Origin of the sequence: Paenibacillus sp. TAB_01 (assembly GCF_043945595.1) — a bacterium.
Taxonomy (GTDB): Bacteria; Bacillota; Bacilli; order Paenibacillales; family NBRC-103111; genus Paenibacillus_S.
This window is the reverse complement of sequence record NZ_JBIFNP010000001.1, coordinates 1,762,313-1,779,238: the sequence shown is the minus strand read 5'-3', so window position 1 is coordinate 1,779,238 and position 16,926 is coordinate 1,762,313. Positions and strand designations below refer to the sequence as shown.

Below are 16,926 nucleotides of genomic sequence, written 5' to 3'. Positions count from 1 at the left end.
TCCTTATTCATTGATCAGATACAGCGTCTCTGCGCCCATGCCCGGACCGCCGCCTCTTCCGTCCTGCGGCTGGCTTTGCCCGTTCGACTGCGTCTGCTGCCACTCCTCCTTCGGCACCTCCGTCCCGTGCTCGCGAATCCAGGCCGTCAGCTCGGAGTTTCCGCCTCCGGGAGCGCCGGAGGAGACCAGGAAATATTTCACTTCCTTGTTTTTAACGAGCTGCTCCAGCTTGTCGACGGTAAGAATCGGATCGCTGCCGGAGAAACCGCCCATCGCCATTACCGCTTTTCCCGTCCGGATGATGTAGCCTTGGGCCGTTATCGCGCTGGACGTAGCGAATAAATAGGTCTCGCCCGTATTGTTTGTCGTAACGTAATCCAGCAGCTGCTCGTTGACGTTGGTACCCATGCCGCCCATCCCTTGAGTTTGCCGGGCATTACCGCCGGCGGTTCGCCCCTCATTGTTTGCAGGGCCGCGCTCATCGCTTCCCGCAAAATCGCTGCCGCTCGTTTGTCCATCCGCCATATTCCCCTGCTGGCCGCCGTCCGTTCTCCCTGCATCCGTTCCGCCGTTTCCGCCCATGAACCTTGGCGGCTGGCCTCCGCCCATCCCGCCGGCCTGACCCGGCCCGGCTTGAGGCAGCATGCTGTTGCCTCCGTACACAATCGGCGTCGTTGCCCAGAAGGTCGGAGCAACAAGCAGCGCGGCCATTCCCGCTATCGCAGCGGCTCTGACCAATTCCCTTGTGCCTGCCGCCAGGAACAAGGTGAGCGACAGCACGGCCCCTGCGGCGCCGATACCGATCGACCAGCCTATGCCGATCTGGGACTGATAAGGCTGCAGTACATACAGCTCAAAAGCTGTCGCAGCCAATAGACCTGCAGGCAGCAGCCACATCTGCCAGCTATCTCGGCTCCTGTATTGGTTCCAAAGCTCCACCCAGCCTGCCCCTGTCAGGGCTGCAATCGCCGGAGCCAGCATAATCAGGTAATAATGGTGGAAGAAGCCGGCTACGCTGAAGAATGCCATCGCCGGGAGCAGCCAGGCTAACCAGAACAAGCTCTCTGCCTGCTTGTCGGTCAACGCCTTCCTGCGGCGTATGCCTGCCAGCAGACCGACGCACGCGAAGCCTACGAAAGGAAGCAGCCAGCTGGCCTGCCCGGACAGCTCGGTCTGGAACAGCCGGAGCGGCCCGGCCGTACCGGTGCCGAATGCGCCGCCCATGCCGCCTCCGCCTGCGCGGCCGCCGTCTCTGCCGCCATCGCCCGTCATCTGCCCGGAATCGCCGCCGTCAGGTGCAAAGCTCTGCGGCACTGCTTGCTGGCCGCTTGATTCGCTGCCGCGCTGCTGGTTCGGCAGTTGACCGCCGCCCCCCGTGCCTTTATTTCCCGTCAGCCGGGAAATTCCGTTATAGCCGAAGGCCAGTTCCAGTACGGAGTTCGTCTGGCTGCTGCCCATATAAGGCCGGTTTTCCTGCGGTATCGAATCGACTATTACCGCCCAGGAGAGCGATACGCTTACCATAATGGCCGTGGCGGCTGCCAGGACGGCCAGCTTCTTTTTCCACTGCACCTTGTAAGCCAGTAAATAAAACAGGTAAAACGCCGGAGCAACCATGTAAGCCTGCAGCATTTTCTCATTAAAGCCGACGCCGACCATGGCGAATGCCCCGATAATCCAGCCGGGCTTTTTGCCGCGAATGCCTTTGAACAGCATCCAAGCCGCCAGCAGTAAAGTGAACACCAGCAGGGCGTCCACGTTATTCGTCCGCGCAACGGCTACCGCGATCGGCGTTACGGCCATGACCAGGCTTGCCCAGCGTGCTGCGGCAAGACCGAAACTTGGCTTCACCAAGCGGTATATCAGAAGCACCGATCCGACGCCTGCCAAAGCCTGCGGCAAAATGACGCTCCAGCCGTGGACCCCGAGCACCTTCGCAAACAGCGTCTGAACCCAAAAGGTTACCGGAGGCTTATCGACCGTTACGAACCCTGCCGGGTCGAAGGAAGCAAAAAAGAAATTGTGAAAGCTTTGCACCATACTGGTCACCGCAGCGGTGTAGTATGCATTTGCATAGGCGTCGTTCCAGATGTTAAACATATTCAGAAAAGCAGATAAGAACGCGATTCCTATTAAAAACAAGTCGATCCGTTGACCTCGCTTGGCGGTCGTCATTCCGTTTCCTCCTTTATTCCCATCGTGTCAGCTTAACCCGTCCAGCGGAAGCATGACGCCGAGTGAACCATTCATTTTCATATTTGCGCTTGTTATGATAGTAACCGTCCAAACTGAATTGCTCCTTAAGCTCAACTGAGCGTTCCTTGAGCCGCTCCTGAAAGTTGCCTGAAAATAAAACCTGGACTGCGTATTCAAGAGGCGCGCTCCCCCAAGCAGCGTTGTGGAAACGGAACCGCGTGTTAGACCCCGTATAAAAAAAGAAGACAGGAACGCGCGAAACCTTCGCGATATCCTGTCTTCTTCTTGGTCATGCTTCATTGCAGTTATTTTGAAACACGTTAACCCTATACGGCGAGCAGCGCAACTCCGCGGCTTATGTGACCAGCCCACACGGTATAGCCGAAGCGTACTCTACCCGAACCCGTACCCTTTGCTCTGCCATACGGCCAAGCTTGCATGCTTACTTATATGATAGCTGTCTATTCGCTTCCTTCGATGGACATAACAGCCACAACCGCCTGTTTCCATCCGGCATAATAGCGGTTCGTCCGCTCCCGGTCCCGCTGCGGGACATAAATGCAAGGCTGCTGGGGCAGCCTGCCTAACTCTTCAAGGCTGCTCCAAAGCCCGGCCGCAAGGCCGCCGACATACGCCGCGCCCATGGCCGACAGCTCCGTCACCGCAGGCTTCCTCACCTGCGTGTGCAGCAGGTCTGCCTGGAACTGCATCAAGAAGCGGTTTTCGGCCGCGCCTCCGTCCACCTGCAGCTCCTCCAGCCGAATGCCGGACTCGGCGGCCATCAGCTCCACCGTATCGCGGACCTGGTAGGCTATGCTCTCCAGCGCCGCCCTGATAATATGGCGCCTGTCGCTTCCGCGGTTAAGCCCGAGCACGGCCGCTCGGGCCTGCGGCGACCAGTAGGGGGCGCCAAGTCCGACGAAGGCAGGCACTACGTAGACGCCCCCATTGTCGCCGAGCGCCGAAGCCTGCCGTTCCGCTTCGGCATAATCCGTGAACAGTCCCAGCTGATCCCGTACCCATCTCATGCAGTCACCCGTGCAATGGATGATCCCTTCAAGCGCGTAATCGATCCGGCCGTCAAGCTCCCATGCCACGGCCGTGACGAGCCCCCGTTCCGATTCGGTGGCCGGAGCCGATCCGATGTTCATTAATACGGAGGTTCCCGTACCGTAAGTCGCTTTCGCCAAGCCGGGCTTATGACATAATTGACCGAACAATGCCGCTTGCGAATCCCCGATGACGCACGTAATCGGAATCCGCTCGGAGAACAGCGCGGGGTCGGCCGTGTAACCGTAAGTGCCGTTGCAGGACTTGACTTCCGGCAGCTCCAGCCGCTGCACGCCGAACAGCTCGATTAATTGTTCGTCCCATGCCCGCGTATGGATGTTGAACAGCGAGGTGCGGCTCGCATTCGTTACATCGGTGGCATGGACCGGCGCCGCCGGTCAGCTTCCATAGCAGCCAGCTGTCGATCGTGCCGGCCATGAGTCCGCCCGCTGGCAGCTGCCGCCCCTCCGACTCCAGCCGGTCGAGAATCCAGCGGAACTTGCCTGCAGAGAAGTATGGGTCAAGCACAAGCCCCGTTTTGTCGCGGATGACCGGTTCTGCCCCTCCAGCCTTCAACTCGCTGCAAAATGCCGCCGTTCTGCGGCACTGCCAGACGATAGCATTATACACCGGCAGTCCGGTATCTCGATCCCAGACTACCGCCGTCTCCCTTTGGTTGGTCAGCGTTAAAGCCGCCAGCTGCCTGGGGGAAATGCCGGTTGTATCCAGCACCTTGCGCACAACCGCCAACACATTCCCGTATATCTCCAGCGGATCATGCTCCACCCAGCCCGGCTGCGGATACAGCTGGGCATGACTCATCGCTTCCTTGCCGGCAATCATCCCGCTTCGATCCGTCAGCAGCGCTTTGGTGCCGGAGGTGCTCTGGTCAATTGTTAAAATATAAGGCGTATCCATCTGATTCCCACCACCTTATCCGTGCGGACGGATCATTTCAAGAGCAAGCTTGCACAGCTGCTTCGCATGCATGCCGTAGTGGCGGAACACCTCCGCCGTGCTCCCGGTCACCGCCGGTTCATCCGGTATACCGACAATGCGCATCGAAACGGGATGCCGCTGAATCACAACCTCGGCCACCGCCGCCCCCAATCCGCCATGAATGCTGTGTTCCTCCAGCGTGATTATATGCCCCGTTTCCTTGGCGGCCCGAATGACCGCTTCTTCGTCCAGCGGTTTGATTGTATGCATGTTAACGACCCGGCAGCCGACGCCTTCGGCAGCCAGCGCTTCAGCAGTATCCAAAGCTATGCGCACCGTTTCGCCGGCTGCAATAATCGTCAGATCGCTGCCCTCCCGCATCGTGACGGCTTTGCCGATCTCGAACTCATAGTCGTCGGAAGCATACACATCCTGCACCGGATTCCGGCCGATGCGCAGGTACACTCCGCCCTGATGGGCGGCTAACGCTTCCGTCATCCTTTTCGTTTCGTGGCGGTTCGCCGGCATTGCTACGGTCAAGCCCGGAATGGCCCGGGTTACCGCGAGATCCTGAAGCGAATGGTGGGACATGCCCAGCGCGCCGTAGCTGACGCCGCCGCTGATGCCGACCAGCTTCACATTCGTCCCCGAGTACGCCACATCGACTTTAACCTGCTCGATCGCCCTCATGCTGAGAAAGCACGCAGGGGAGGTCACCCACGGCTTTTTGCCGCAGGAAGCCAGGCCCGCTGCGATGCCGACCAGGTTTTGTTCGGCGATGCCGGTCTCCACGAACTGCTCCGGCAGCTCTTTGACGAAAGGCACCATCGACGCCGACCCACGGGAATCGCTTGCCAGCACAAGGATGTCCTTATCGGTCCGGGCGATGCCGAGAAGCGTTTCACACAGCACTTGACGATTGGCAATCTTATTCACATGCAGCCACCTGCGCTTCCTTCGCTAATTCCTCCAATGCTTGAGCCAGCTCCTCATCGCTCGGCACATGGTGGTGCCAATGCGGGACGTCCTCGGCAAAGGAAACTCCTTTGCCTTTGGTCGTATAAGCCATTACCAGCGTCGGCTTACCGGGCAGCGCCGGCGCTGCTTTTAGCACTCGGGACAGCTCTTGCACGTTATTTCCATTGACGCCGACCACGTGCCAACCGAAGCTGCTCCACTTATCCTCCAGCGGCTCCAGGCCCATGACCTCCTCAGTGCCGCCGCTGATCTGCAGCCGGTTGCGGTCGATAATACCGACGACGTTGTCCAGCTTGTAATGCGCCGCCGCCATCGCCGCCTCCCAGATGGACCCCTCTGCCTGCTCGCCGTCGCCCATCAGTGTAAAGACGCGATAGTCCCGGCCATCCAGCTTGGCGGCAAGCCCCATGCCTACGGCAACGGACAAACCGTGTCCCAGCGCGCCGGTATTCATTTCCACGCCGGGCACCTTGTTGTTCGGATGGCCGATCAGCCGCGAGCCGAATTGGCTGAACGTCGCCAGCTCCTCCTTGGGGAAGAAGCCTTTATCCGCCAAAATGCAGTACAACGATTCGACCGCATGCCCCTTGCTCGCGATAAACCGGTCGCGCTCCGCCCATTTCGGCCGGGCCGGGTCTACACGCATGACATCATAATACAGCGTCGTCAAAATATCCGCGTTGCTTAAGGATGAACCGGTATGGCCCGTCTTCGCCCCATGAATCATCCGAAGCAGATCCATCCGGATTTGAGCCGCTTTTTGTCTTAGCTCAGCCGATTTCAAATGCCACGCCTCCTTTGTCATACTTTGCCGGGTCCGACGGTATCGCAACAGAAGAATCGAAACAGTAGAGTCGAACCGTTGGAATCGTTCCGCGGAAAACGAACAGTAACGCTCTGCCGCAGCCGTATTTCACCAACGAACCGCTCTTATCTCCACTCGCCGCCGCGCAGCCAGGCTTGAATTTCGCTCTCGGTCGGATCGACCGGATCGGGCTGGAGCCCGGGAATATAATTACAGGCTTCATACAAAGCCGGGATGACATTCTCGTGAATCCCTACGGAATGGTGCACATACGGCCCTTTCACAAGCTTTTCCTCCCACAGCGGCCAATCGTTCACCTCAACCCAGACGTAAGAGCCGCGCGTATACGGTTCCTCCGTGCCTTTGGCCTTGCCCAGGAAGATCGAATATTCCCCGTGATCGCCGTCAAACCGCGCCAGCGTCATTTCTCCTCCCCGGATTTCTCCTTCATGCGTCCCCGGCGAATGATCCTCGAACAAAAAGTGCTTGCGCAGCTTCGGCTTTTCCTCGGCGCTGAGCGACACGGGAAAATTGCCGCAGTGGAACAGCAGCTCGCCGTTCGGATTGTCCGGATGGCGGATCGTCAGGTCCGCGAAAAAGGTCGGCTTCGTATTCATCGACGCCGCCTGCACCATAACCGAAGTAATCGCCCCGTGGATGTCCGTTTCACAGGTGACCGGAATCTGCTCATCCGTCAGAATCGCATTCGCAAGACAGGGCATAATTCCCATCACATCCTGCAGCGAGGACCAGCATTGAATCGCAATGGCCGTGCTGTCCGTTTTTACGGCATACTGCTTCATGGCCACCTTAAGGGATGCGATTTTACCGACCGCCTCTTCGCCCACCTCGGAGAAATCCAGCTGCTCCCGGATGTAGCTGACCGCCTCCTCCAGCTCGGCGCCGCCCTTCGCTTCGATCCGCTTGGCGGCATTCTTGATATCCTCCAGCGTAATCGGATAAATCTCGATGCCGAACCGTTCCAGCAGCTCGCCTTCATTGCACATCATCGTCCAGAACGATGCCGGCCTTGGAGCGATTTGCAAAATGCGCAGGCGGCAGAACGCCTTCACTACATTGGCTGCCGCCACAAAATTGCGGAAGCCCCTCTCGAATACCGGGTCATCGACACGGGAATTCGTAATGTAAGTGAACGGGACGTTAAAACGACGCAAGACTTTGCCTGTAGCGAACAGGCCGCACTGCGTGTCGCGCAGCCTTGTTCCGTCCTCGAGCGGCGCCTCGTCCCGCGGCCCCCAAAGCAGCACCGGCTTGCCGAGCGCCTTGGCCACACGGCCGACCATGTCCTCCGTGCCGAAGTTGCAGTGCGGAAAAAATACCGCGTCAACCTCCTCGCGCTGAAAATGCTTTATGATCGCCTCGGCATTGTACAGGTCGTCGTAGAGCAGCCCTTCCGAATTCAGCCCCTCCAGATCCACAATATCGATATTTAGTCCGAAGCTCTCCATTTTTTCCCGGATGATTACTTTATAGTTGAACGCATCCTCCGCGCTGAACACGAATCGCCTCGTCGGCGCGTAGCCGAGCTTTAGTTTCCCCATAGCCGAGTTCCTCCTTTACCCGTCTCGTAAAAAATAACGGCGGCGCCGGCAGGTCACGCTCATCATTCAAGCCTTTCGGCATCGGAACGAGCTCCGTCTGCGCCGCCGTTTGTTAACTGCTCATCCCCGCCTGCTCCGCAGCTGCGGCTGTCGCCCGAATGGCAAAATAAGGCGCCCCGGGCAAATCGATGCGGACGGCTCCCGAGTATGTGCCTTCCAGCGAAGCGACCGTCATGTTCCACGTATCGATCAGATCGATGCGGAAGGAGCGATCCTCCGGCAGCGCCAGTTCCCGGTATGCCGGGCAGTGCAGCCCGAAATATTGCAAGTAATACTCGCCCTCAACCCCAATCGCCGGCGCATCCCGCATCCGTTCGATCGGTACGGCATCCCAAGGCGCTTCCTCCAAGATGGCCCGCAGGAATGCGATCCGCTGCGGACTTTCGCCCTGAAGCTTGCCGCCTTTGGACCACCAGATGACTTCCTCCGGGTTCAGGAATGTTTCTCCATGTCCTACCGAGCCGCCCCGCGTGAAGCCGTCCCAGAAGCGTGCGGTCATTTCCATCCCGCTAATATTGCCCCACCGCTGCGGCAAATTGCCTTCGTAGCAGCATTCGTCCACGACAACCGGCTTACCGTAACGCTTCAGCCACGCGGTTGTAGGCGTCAGCTCCCAGTACTGCATGCTGACGTGAGTTACCCAAGGCTTGTTATGATCGTAGAGGACCAGGTTCGCAGGATCATACATTTTCGTCCCGTTATGGATCGATCTTAAATGCTGATAAGGGTCATTCTCCTGCACGATGCGGAAGAAACGGTCCCAATCGTCCATCGTCTTCGTCTGCATGAAGTCGAACTCGTTGGCAAGCGACCACCAGACGTTGCGGTAAGCGCCCAACCGCGCGATAACATAACGCAAGTACCGGGCGTCAGTCTCCGCGTCCATCCGGTCGAAGCCCCAATGGCCTTGATCGTACGGGTGAAACAGAATAAGATCCGCCTCGATGCCGAGCTGCTGCAGCTGCACGATTCGTTTCTCCAGCCGTTCGAAATAAACGGGATTAAACCGCGTCCAGTCAAATCCCTCATCTCTGGAGCCGGCAAACGGAAAACAGTCAGGCTCATTCATATTAAAGCTGTACCGTTTCGGAAAGACGCACATGCGGATTTTATTAAAAGGCCCCTGCCGAAGCGACTCCAATGTCTCTTCCTGAATCGTATCGGCCTGGTGCGTCCAGACGTAGCAGGTCGTGCCGAACGGCCGGTACGGCGTGCCGTCTTCATAGGCAAAATGCACCGCCGAACGGACCCGCACCGGGCCATGATTTCCTTCCTTCGGCGTAGTGCAGGTGAAGCTTCCCTCTGCTCCGTCCCATTCCTTCCGGCTGCTGCGTAGCTTATAAACCCATTCGCCCTCGGCGTCCGGCATGAACCGGATGATATATTGGCCCTGGCCGTTATAAAAACCGTCCGCACGGGCCACGCGGTGCTTGTAGACAAACTCGGCTCCCAGCTCGACTTCCTTAAACGGATTGCCTTCGGAAGGCCCCTGCAGCCTAAGCTCCAGCAGCCCCCAGCATTCGATTTCGCGGCTGTTCAGTTCGTGCCCGATAGTCATTTGCTTGCTCCTCCCTATTCACTAGTTCCCCGTGCTTCCCGCGCTTGCGGTGCTTCTCGCGGTTGCCGTTCTTTCCATGCTTCTTGCGCTGTCGTTCTTCCCCTGTCTCCCATGCTTCTTGTGCTTCTAATACTTCACGTTTCCAATCAACGATTTCCTGTTCTGTCTTCCTTAGGATGCCGTGCAGCCTGCCCGGCCGGCCTCTTCAGCAACCACCGGGTTATCCGAAAATCCGCCTATCCAGGAATGGTCGCTTTACCGCCTGACTTTCCGGACATATTACCCGGCGTGGCTTGCTAAACCTTCGTTGAACTAAACTCGTTTATAAACAAACCCCTTCAGTAAAAATAATTTCGAAATCGCTTTCAATGCAAAAAAATGATAAGACATCTCTTCTGGCAGTTCTACAGCGATGTGTCGGCCGGTTTTTTGCTATTTTCCAATCAGCACGAATCCAAAGCATGTATTGCAGCGCTGCGCGGTGGTCAATCGAACTCCAGCTTGCACCATTCTATTCGATTGACTTCACAGCCTCAAACCTTGTATTCGCTGCCAACTTCCACCAAATCATAACACCTGTTTTCTAAACAGGTCAATATATTTTAGTAAAAATTTTTCTTATTTATTTCAAAAATTACTAAAATAAATGACTAAGTTTAGTTCAATCGTGCTTTTCCCTGGTTAATCTCATGATGCTTAAACTCATTTTTCTTAGATGTATCCATAAAATAAATGCTGCTAAATTATTTCTTGTCAATCTAAACCGGATCATATAAACTAAACTTGTTTAGTTCGAACAGACCGTTGTCCCCTACGAGGAGTGTCATATGAAATGAAAATAAAAATGGAAGATATAGCCCGGCTGGCGAATGTGTCCAAATCGGCCGTATCGCTGGCTTTGAGCGGTAAATCGGGGATCAGCGAGGAAACGCGGAGCAAAATTTGGCAAATCGCGGAGGAACACGGCTACCAGCCGCGAACGACGGTTAAGCCCGATAAAAAAACCAGCTTGTCCCACACGCTTCGCTTTGTCGCCTGCACCAATTCCGGTATTGTGCTGGAGCAATTCAACAAGCAGCCTTTCTTTATGGAGCTAATTCACCATATTGAGGAACAGTGCCGGATGAGAGGCTATTCGTTGTTCTACTCCTCAGTGCCCACCGAAACCATGGAGGAAACGATTCTGACCATGGAAAATGAGAATGAAACCAGCGGAATGATTCTGCTCGGCACGAACCTGACAGCGCAGCAAGTCGGGCTCATTGCAAGAAAACAGCCGAATTTAGTCGTGCTCGACACCTGCTTCGAGACGCTGAACGTCAATTTTATCGTCATGAATAATGTGATGGGCGCTTACCAAGCCGCCCGGCACCTGATCGAGCTGGGACACCGCCGGATCGGGTACGTACAGTCCGATTCCCGCATGTATAATTTTGATGCGCGCAAGAAAGGCTTTCTTCAAGCGCTGGAGGAAATGCAGCTGCGCGTAGAGGATGCGCACTGGTTCTCCGTGCCGCCGACCATTGTCTCCTCCCAGGAGGAATTCAAGCTCGGGCTTCAAAAGCTTGACGGCGAGCTTCCTACAGCTTTATTCTGCGAATGTGATTATATCGCCATCAGCGTAATCAAATCCTGCACCGAGCTGGGTATCCGGATTCCCGAGGATTTGTCCGTGATCGGCTTCGATAACATTCATGAATCTACTATTATCACCCCGGAGCTGACGACGGTCACGTCGAAAAAGCCGCGATTGCCGAGCTTGCTGTCGCAAAGCTGCTCGATGTCGTAGAGCATGAAGATAAGGTCAAATTGAAATCGTTTATCGATACGCAGCTCGTTATTCGTCAATCCTGCAAAGCGGTGGAGCTTAGCTAGAGGGAACCTTCCTGCAAACCGAAACCGGCTGGACACAAAATATAGAGGGAAGGAGTCTCATGTTATGCACTGAGTACTTCTTCCCTCCTTCTGTACCTTATCTAATCCGTGCCGCGTCATGTCTGGACGCATGCTTTGCTTTACACGAACTGTGTTGTGCCTTACACGAATCGTGTGTATTATTCAAAATCATGAAACTACCTAGGGATTGGTCCTGGTCCAGACGCTGCCCACCGTCCTTGTGGCATGGGCTGACAGCTATCTGCAAACCTTTTTTAGCTTGCGGATAAGTCCTCGCCTAGTCCACTACCTGCCATCCTTGCAGCATGCGCAGGCAGCTTTTTGCGATAACTTTGTATAGGGCTTGCGAATAAGTCCTCGCCCAGTCCACTGCTAACCAGCGTTGCAGTATAGGCAGGCAGCTGTCTGCGTACCTCTATGCTTGTTCGTCGGTCAGCTTCGCGTACGCCTCTGCCGTAAGCAGCGGTGCAAGCGCCTCATCGGCTTCCCCGTCCACCTCTATCTCCATGATCCAGCCCGAGCCGTAGGGCTCGTTATTCAGCAGCTCCGGCGCATCGAGCAGCGCTTCATTTACCGAAATGATGTTTCCCTTTACAGGACTGAACAAGTCCGCCACCGTTTTGACCGATTCAATCACGCCCAAAGCCTCTCCTGCTTCCACCTGCTTTCCCGCAGCAGGCAGCTCTACAAACACGATGTCCCCCAGCTGATGCTGGGCAAAATCGGTGATTCCGATTCTGACCATGCGGTCTGCGGTTTTTTCCGCCCATTCATGCTCTTCCGTATACTTAAATTGCGGTTCGATGGCGCTCACTGCGTTCACCCTCCTGACGGAATATGCCCCTCGTCTCTTCTTTTCACTTCTATAATGTATTGTACGCGCGGACGAGCGGAAAAAGACAAAATAGTATTGACAGCTGCTTGTCCATAGGCGTATTAATGAAGCTACAGACAATAATTCAAGCTGGAGTGCGGCAGGTGTCCGACCCGCAGCTCCGCAGGTTGGACTTGTCATCCTTGGACGTCTTACTGCCTGCCCTGGCGCGTATAATAAGGCAGGAACCTCTGTCAGCCGTACAGCTTGGCCGGACCGCAGCTAGTTCTGCCGCCCCTTGTTGAAATATCCTCATCGACTTGTCATCGTCCACTTTACGATCGGAGGTGTCCTATGAACGGATTGAAAACAACGCCGCTCTTCCCCATTTATGCATCGTATCCCGGTCTGCGCTGTATCGATTTTGGCGGCTGGCAGCTGCCGGTCCAATTCTCCGGCATCCAACGCGAGCATGATGCCGTCCGAAATCAGGCTGGGCTGTTCGACGTCTCGAATATGGGTGAATTTCTCGTTACAGGGCCACAGGCGGGAAGCTTCCTGCAGCGGGTGACGACCAACGACGTTTCCCGTTTGACCGATGGGCAGGCGCAGTACTCACTCCTATGCTTCGATCATGGCGGCGTCGTCGACGACCTGCTCGTTTACCGTCTGGCCTCCGATCAATATATGCTTGTCGTGAACGCTTCAAATATCGAGGCGGATTGGGCTTGGCTGTCGCAGCACCTGAGCGAAGGTGCCGATTTGGCAAATCGCTCCGCTCAAACGGCGCTGCTGGCGCTTCAAGGGCCGCAGGCGGAGATAATATTATCCCGTGTTATGACGGAAGCAAAGCTCGGTGAGCTGCGTCCGTTTCACTTTATCCAAGATGCCTCCATCGATGGCATCCCCGCTCTCGTCTCCCGTACCGGCTACACCGGAGAGGACGGCTTTGAGCTGTATCTGCACGCAGATGATGCGATTCGCGTCTGGCAGATGCTGATCGAAGCAGGCGAGCCGCTCGGGCTGCTCCCGGCCGGCCTTGGCGCTCGCGATACGCTTCGCTTCGAGGCGAAGCTGCCGCTGTACGGCCAGGAGCTCAGCGCGTCCGTCACCCCGCTGGAAGCGGGGTTAGCCTCCTTCGTCAAGCTGACGAAGGGCGAATTCATCGGACGCGATGCGCTGTTGAAGCAGCAAGCCGCCGGCGTGCCGCGCAAGCTCGTCGGCATCGAGCTCCTGGAGCGCGGCATCCCCCGCGCGCACTACCCGGTGTTCGCCGATGGCAGGCAAATCGGCGAAATCACGTCGGGTACGCAGTCCCCGACGCTCAAGCGGCCGCTTGGGCTGGCGCTGCTGCAAGCGGCATATGCCCTGCCCGGTACCCGGTGCCAAGTCGGCATACGCGGCAAGCCGCTGCAGGCCGTCGTCGTCGAGACGCCTTTTTACCGGCGTAAAAAGCAGGCTTAGCAGCAAAAACGATGCTTGCAGCCTAGTCTGCTGCCGATTTTTTTCACCTGTACAGCCTGCCGACAAAGCGGCTAGGCCGCATTGTCGATCAATCACCCTATCCCCTTATCCATCCCAATAATAATCCCATTCGAGACCGTTCCTTCAGATCCTTCAGTCCCTAAAGTTCATTAGGCGTTTGCTGATATTGCTGCTTTGCGGCCCTTAGCCGGCCACTGGCCACCTTATGCTTCTCATTCATTCCTGCCATACCTAGTCCCTCTGTCCGTTTAAGCTCTGTGCAACCTACCGTGAAAGGAGTAATGCTCCGATGACGAATTCTCACCGTTACCTGCCGATGACGGACCTGAACCGGGCCGAAATGCTCCAAACGATCGGCGCCGCATCGGTCGACGACTTGTTTGGGGATATTCCCGAAGCGCTGCGCTACAGCGGTACGCTGCCCATGTCCGGCAGACTAGACGAGCTTGCGCTGCTTCGGCATATGAAGCAGCTTGCCGGACGCAATGCGGACACCGAGCGTTATACCAGTTTTCTCGGAGCGGGGATTTACGATCATCATATCCCTGCGGTTATTCAGCATCTGATCTCCCGCGCCGAATTTTACACCGCCTACACCCCTTACCAGCCGGAAATCAGCCAAGGGGAGCTGCAGGCTATTTTTGAATTTCAATCCTATATTTGCGAGCTGACCGGCATGGCCGTCGCCAATGCAAGCATGTACGACGGGGCTACCACCCTCGGCGAAGCCGGCGCTCTGGCCTGTGCGGCGACACAGCGCAGCAAGCTCATCGTATCGCGCACGGTCCGATCCGGAGGCCAGAGCCTTGGTGCAGATCATGGCCCGGGGCTTGCGTCTGGAGGTCGTTGAAGTCGGCTGCCGGGACGGTGTCACCGACTTGACGGAGCTTGCTGCCGCAGCCGCGTCAGCGGACACCGCCGCCGTCCTGGTGCAGTCGCCGAATTTTTTCGGCTGCATTGAGGATCTTCGGGCCATAGAAGCGATCGCCCATGCCGGGAAAGGACTGCTTGTCGTCAGCGCCAATCCGCTGTCGCTGGGGCTGCTGGAGGCTCCCGGCAAGCTGGGAGCCGACATCGTCGTCGGCGATGCCCAGCCGCTCGGCATCCATCCGGCCTTCGGCGGGCCGACCTGCGGCTTCTTCGCGGTGGCCGAGCCGCTCATGCGCCGCATTCCCGGCCGCATTGTCGGCCAGACCGTCGACCGCGACGGCAAGCGCGGCTTCGTCCTGACGCTGCAGGCACGCGAGCAGCATATACGACGTGAGAAGGCTACCTCGAATATTTGCTCCAATCAGGCGCTGCTCGCCTTGTGCGCCTCGGTCTACTTATCCGTCATGGGCAAAAAAGGGATGCAGGACGTCTCCCGGCTCAACCTGCAAAAGGCTCATTATGCCGCCCGGGCGCTGGCCGAGAAACTGCCGGGCGCTGCAATGCCGTTTCAGGCTCCCTTTTTTAACGAGTTCGTGCTCCGGCTGCCCGATCATATCCGCCTGACGGAGCTGAACGAGCGGCTGCTCAAGGCCGGAATCATCGGGGGTTTCGATCTTGGCCGTGCCTACCCCGAGCTGCGCAATCATCTGCTCATTGCCGTAACCGAAAAAAGGACGAAGGCCGAGATCGACGCCTTCGCCGCGGAAATGGAGGTATGCGTATGAAGCCCGACAAAGCGCTCATCTTCGAGCTGAGCCAGCCTGGGCGTATCGCTTATTCGCTGCCCGGCTGCGATGTGCCGGAAACCGATCCGGCCGAGCTGATCCCTGCCGGACTGCTGCGCGAAACGCCCGCTCAGCTGCCGGAGGTGTACGAGGTCGACGTCGTCCGCCACTACACCGAGCTGTCCCGCCGCAACTTCGGTGTGGACAACGGCTTTTACCCGCTCGGCTCCTGTACGATGAAATATAACCCGAAAATCAACGAAGATACCGCCCGTCTGCCGGGATTCGCATGTCTGCATCCGTACCAGCCCGAATCGTCCGTTCAGGGAGCGCTTGAACTGATGTACACGCTGCAAAACGACCTGGCGGCGCTGACCGGGATGGAACAAGTGACGCTGCAGCCTGCCGCCGGAGCGCACGGCGAGTGGACGGGGCTCATGATGATCCGTGCGTATCACGAGAGCCGCGGGGAGCGGCGGACGCAGGTCATCGTCCCCGATTCCTCGCACGGCACCAATCCGGCGAGCGCCACCGCCGCCGGCTTTCGCACAGTGACGATTCCGTCAAATGCGCGCGGACATGTCGATCTGGATGCGCTGCGGGCCGCCGTCGGTCCGGACACGGCTGCGCTCATGCTGACCAATCCGAGCACACTCGGCTTGTTCGAGGAGCACATTGCGGAAATCGCCAAAATCGTTCACGATGCAGGCGGCCTGCTCTATTATGACGGCGCGAACTCCAACGCAATCATGGGTATTACCCGGCCCGGCGACATGGGCTTCGACGTCGTGCATTTGAACCTGCACAAGACGATGAGCACGCCGCACGGCGGCGGCGGTCCCGGCGCCGGGCCCGTCGGCGTCAAACAGAAGCTTGTGCCGTTTCTTCCGAAGCCCGTTGCTGCGAAGCGGGCGGACGGCAGCTTTTATCTGGATGAGAATCGTCCCGATTCAATCGGCAGGGTCAAAGCTTTTTACGGCAACTTCGGCATTCTCGTCCGCGCCTACACCTACATTCGAACCTACGGCCCCGAAGGCCTTCGGCTGGTATCGGAGTGCGCGGTGCTGAACGCCAATTATATGATGCACCGGCTGGCTCCTTATTTCGAGCTCCCGTATCCCGGACCCTGCAAGCATGAATTCGTCTTGTCGGGGCGCAGCTTGAAAAAATACGGTGTCCGCACGCTCGATGTCGCGAAACGTCTGCTGGACTTCGGCTACCATCCGCCGACCGTTTATTTCCCGCTCAACGTCGAAGAATGCATCATGATCGAGCCGACGGAGACGGAGAGCAAGCAGACGCTCGATGCGTTCATCGAGGCGATGATTCAAATCGCCCGGGAGGCTGCCGACCAGCCGGAGCTGCTGCTCCAGGCGCCTCACGGTACGCCGGTCCGCCGGCTGGATGAGGCGACGGCCGCCCGCAAGCCGGTGCTGAACTGCTCCTGCGGGTACAGCTGACGGATAAACAGCCGGCCCCCGGCTGTATACGCCAAGGGGGGCAGAGCTGCTTTTTAGCGCATAGGGCCTGATCCCGGTTTGCTTTTGCCCATAGAGCCTGGCTACGGCTTGCTTTTAGCTCGTAGAGCCTGACCCTGGTTTGCTTTAGCACATAGAGTCTGATCGTCGGCTGCTTTTATCCCGCAGAGTCTGATCCTGATTTGCTTTTAGCCCATTAAGCATGATCCCGTTTTGCTTTTAGCCCATAGAGCCTGGTCACATCGTTTGCTTTCAGCCATTTCAGCGATGTAGCCTGACCCTGGTTTGCTCTTAGCCACATAAGTAAATCTGGCCCAGATTTGCTTATGTCGCCTAGCCTCCAGTCTCAGCTTGCTTTTTCGTCCTTTGTCCCGCTTCCACTGCGAATGCACTGCTCCCTCCCTTGTTTCGTTATTAAAACTCTCAGCGAAGCTGTTCACAAAAAAACAG

Annotated in this window: 9 protein-coding genes and 2 pseudogenes; 4 read left to right on the top strand and 7 right to left on the bottom strand. The window is 57.2% G+C overall.

The annotated features are described in order from the left end of the window. Positions 1–3 precede the first annotated feature (3 nt). The 6 genes and pseudogenes from ACHHV8_RS08420 to ACHHV8_RS08395 all read right to left on the bottom strand — a co-directional run bounded on the left by ACHHV8_RS08420 (position 4) and on the right by ACHHV8_RS08395 (position 9,148). On the bottom strand, positions 4–2,175 hold the full coding sequence (locus ACHHV8_RS08420) for a glycosyltransferase family 39 protein (RefSeq protein ID WP_395157875.1): 2,172 nt from the start codon (positions 2,173–2,175) through the stop codon (positions 4–6). A gap of 482 nt (positions 2,176–2,657) precedes the next feature. Then, positions 2,658–4,164, bottom strand: a pseudogene (gene glpK / locus ACHHV8_RS08415) (glycerol kinase GlpK). A 15-nt stretch (positions 4,165–4,179) separates the two neighbouring features. Beyond that, positions 4,180–5,121, bottom strand: coding sequence for a transketolase family protein (locus ACHHV8_RS08410; RefSeq protein WP_395157874.1), 942 nt, complete (start codon positions 5,119–5,121; stop codon positions 4,180–4,182). Further along, complete coding sequence (locus tag ACHHV8_RS08405) at positions 5,114–5,947, bottom strand: transketolase (protein WP_395157873.1); 834 nt, start codon at positions 5,945–5,947, stop codon at positions 5,114–5,116. The genes ACHHV8_RS08410 and ACHHV8_RS08405 overlap by 8 nt, the downstream gene beginning before the upstream one ends. Before the next feature lie 146 nt (positions 5,948–6,093). Then, positions 6,094–7,530, bottom strand: coding sequence for an L-fucose/L-arabinose isomerase family protein (locus ACHHV8_RS08400; RefSeq protein ID WP_395157872.1), 1,437 nt, complete (start codon positions 7,528–7,530; stop codon positions 6,094–6,096). 112 nt (positions 7,531–7,642) lie between these two features. Further along, the gene (locus tag ACHHV8_RS08395) at positions 7,643–9,148 is read right to left on the bottom strand and encodes a DUF5605 domain-containing protein (protein WP_395157871.1); all 1,506 of its coding nucleotides are present in this window, start codon (positions 9,146–9,148) and stop codon (positions 7,643–7,645) included. Positions 9,149–9,980: 832 nt separating this feature from the next. Here ACHHV8_RS08395 and ACHHV8_RS08390 point away from each other — a divergent pair. Beyond that, the gene (locus ACHHV8_RS08390) at positions 9,981–10,937 is read left to right on the top strand and encodes a LacI family DNA-binding transcriptional regulator (RefSeq protein WP_395157870.1); all 957 of its coding nucleotides are present in this window, start codon (positions 9,981–9,983) and stop codon (positions 10,935–10,937) included. 522 nt (positions 10,938–11,459) lie between these two features. Here ACHHV8_RS08390 and gcvH read toward each other — a convergent pair. After that, positions 11,460–11,858 (bottom strand): glycine cleavage system protein GcvH, encoded by a 399-nt coding sequence (gene gcvH, locus ACHHV8_RS08385; protein WP_395157869.1) that lies wholly within the window; start codon positions 11,856–11,858, stop codon positions 11,460–11,462. A gap of 354 nt (positions 11,859–12,212) precedes the next feature. Here gcvH and gcvT point away from each other — a divergent pair, with 354 nt between their 5' ends. The 3 genes and pseudogenes from gcvT (at position 12,213) to gcvPB (ending at position 16,458) form a co-directional block, all read left to right on the top strand. Beyond that, the gene (gene gcvT / locus ACHHV8_RS08380; RefSeq protein WP_395157868.1) at positions 12,213–13,322 is read left to right on the top strand and encodes a glycine cleavage system aminomethyltransferase GcvT; all 1,110 of its coding nucleotides are present in this window, start codon (positions 12,213–12,215) and stop codon (positions 13,320–13,322) included. 310 nt (positions 13,323–13,632) lie between these two features. Further along, a pseudogene (gcvPA, locus tag ACHHV8_RS08375) lies at positions 13,633–14,998 on the top strand (aminomethyl-transferring glycine dehydrogenase subunit GcvPA). Further along, the gene (gene gcvPB, locus ACHHV8_RS08370; protein WP_395157867.1) at positions 14,995–16,458 is read left to right on the top strand and encodes an aminomethyl-transferring glycine dehydrogenase subunit GcvPB; all 1,464 of its coding nucleotides are present in this window, start codon (positions 14,995–14,997) and stop codon (positions 16,456–16,458) included. Before gcvPA ends, gcvPB begins: the two are co-directional and overlap by 4 nt. The last annotated feature ends 468 nt before the right edge of the window (positions 16,459–16,926 follow it).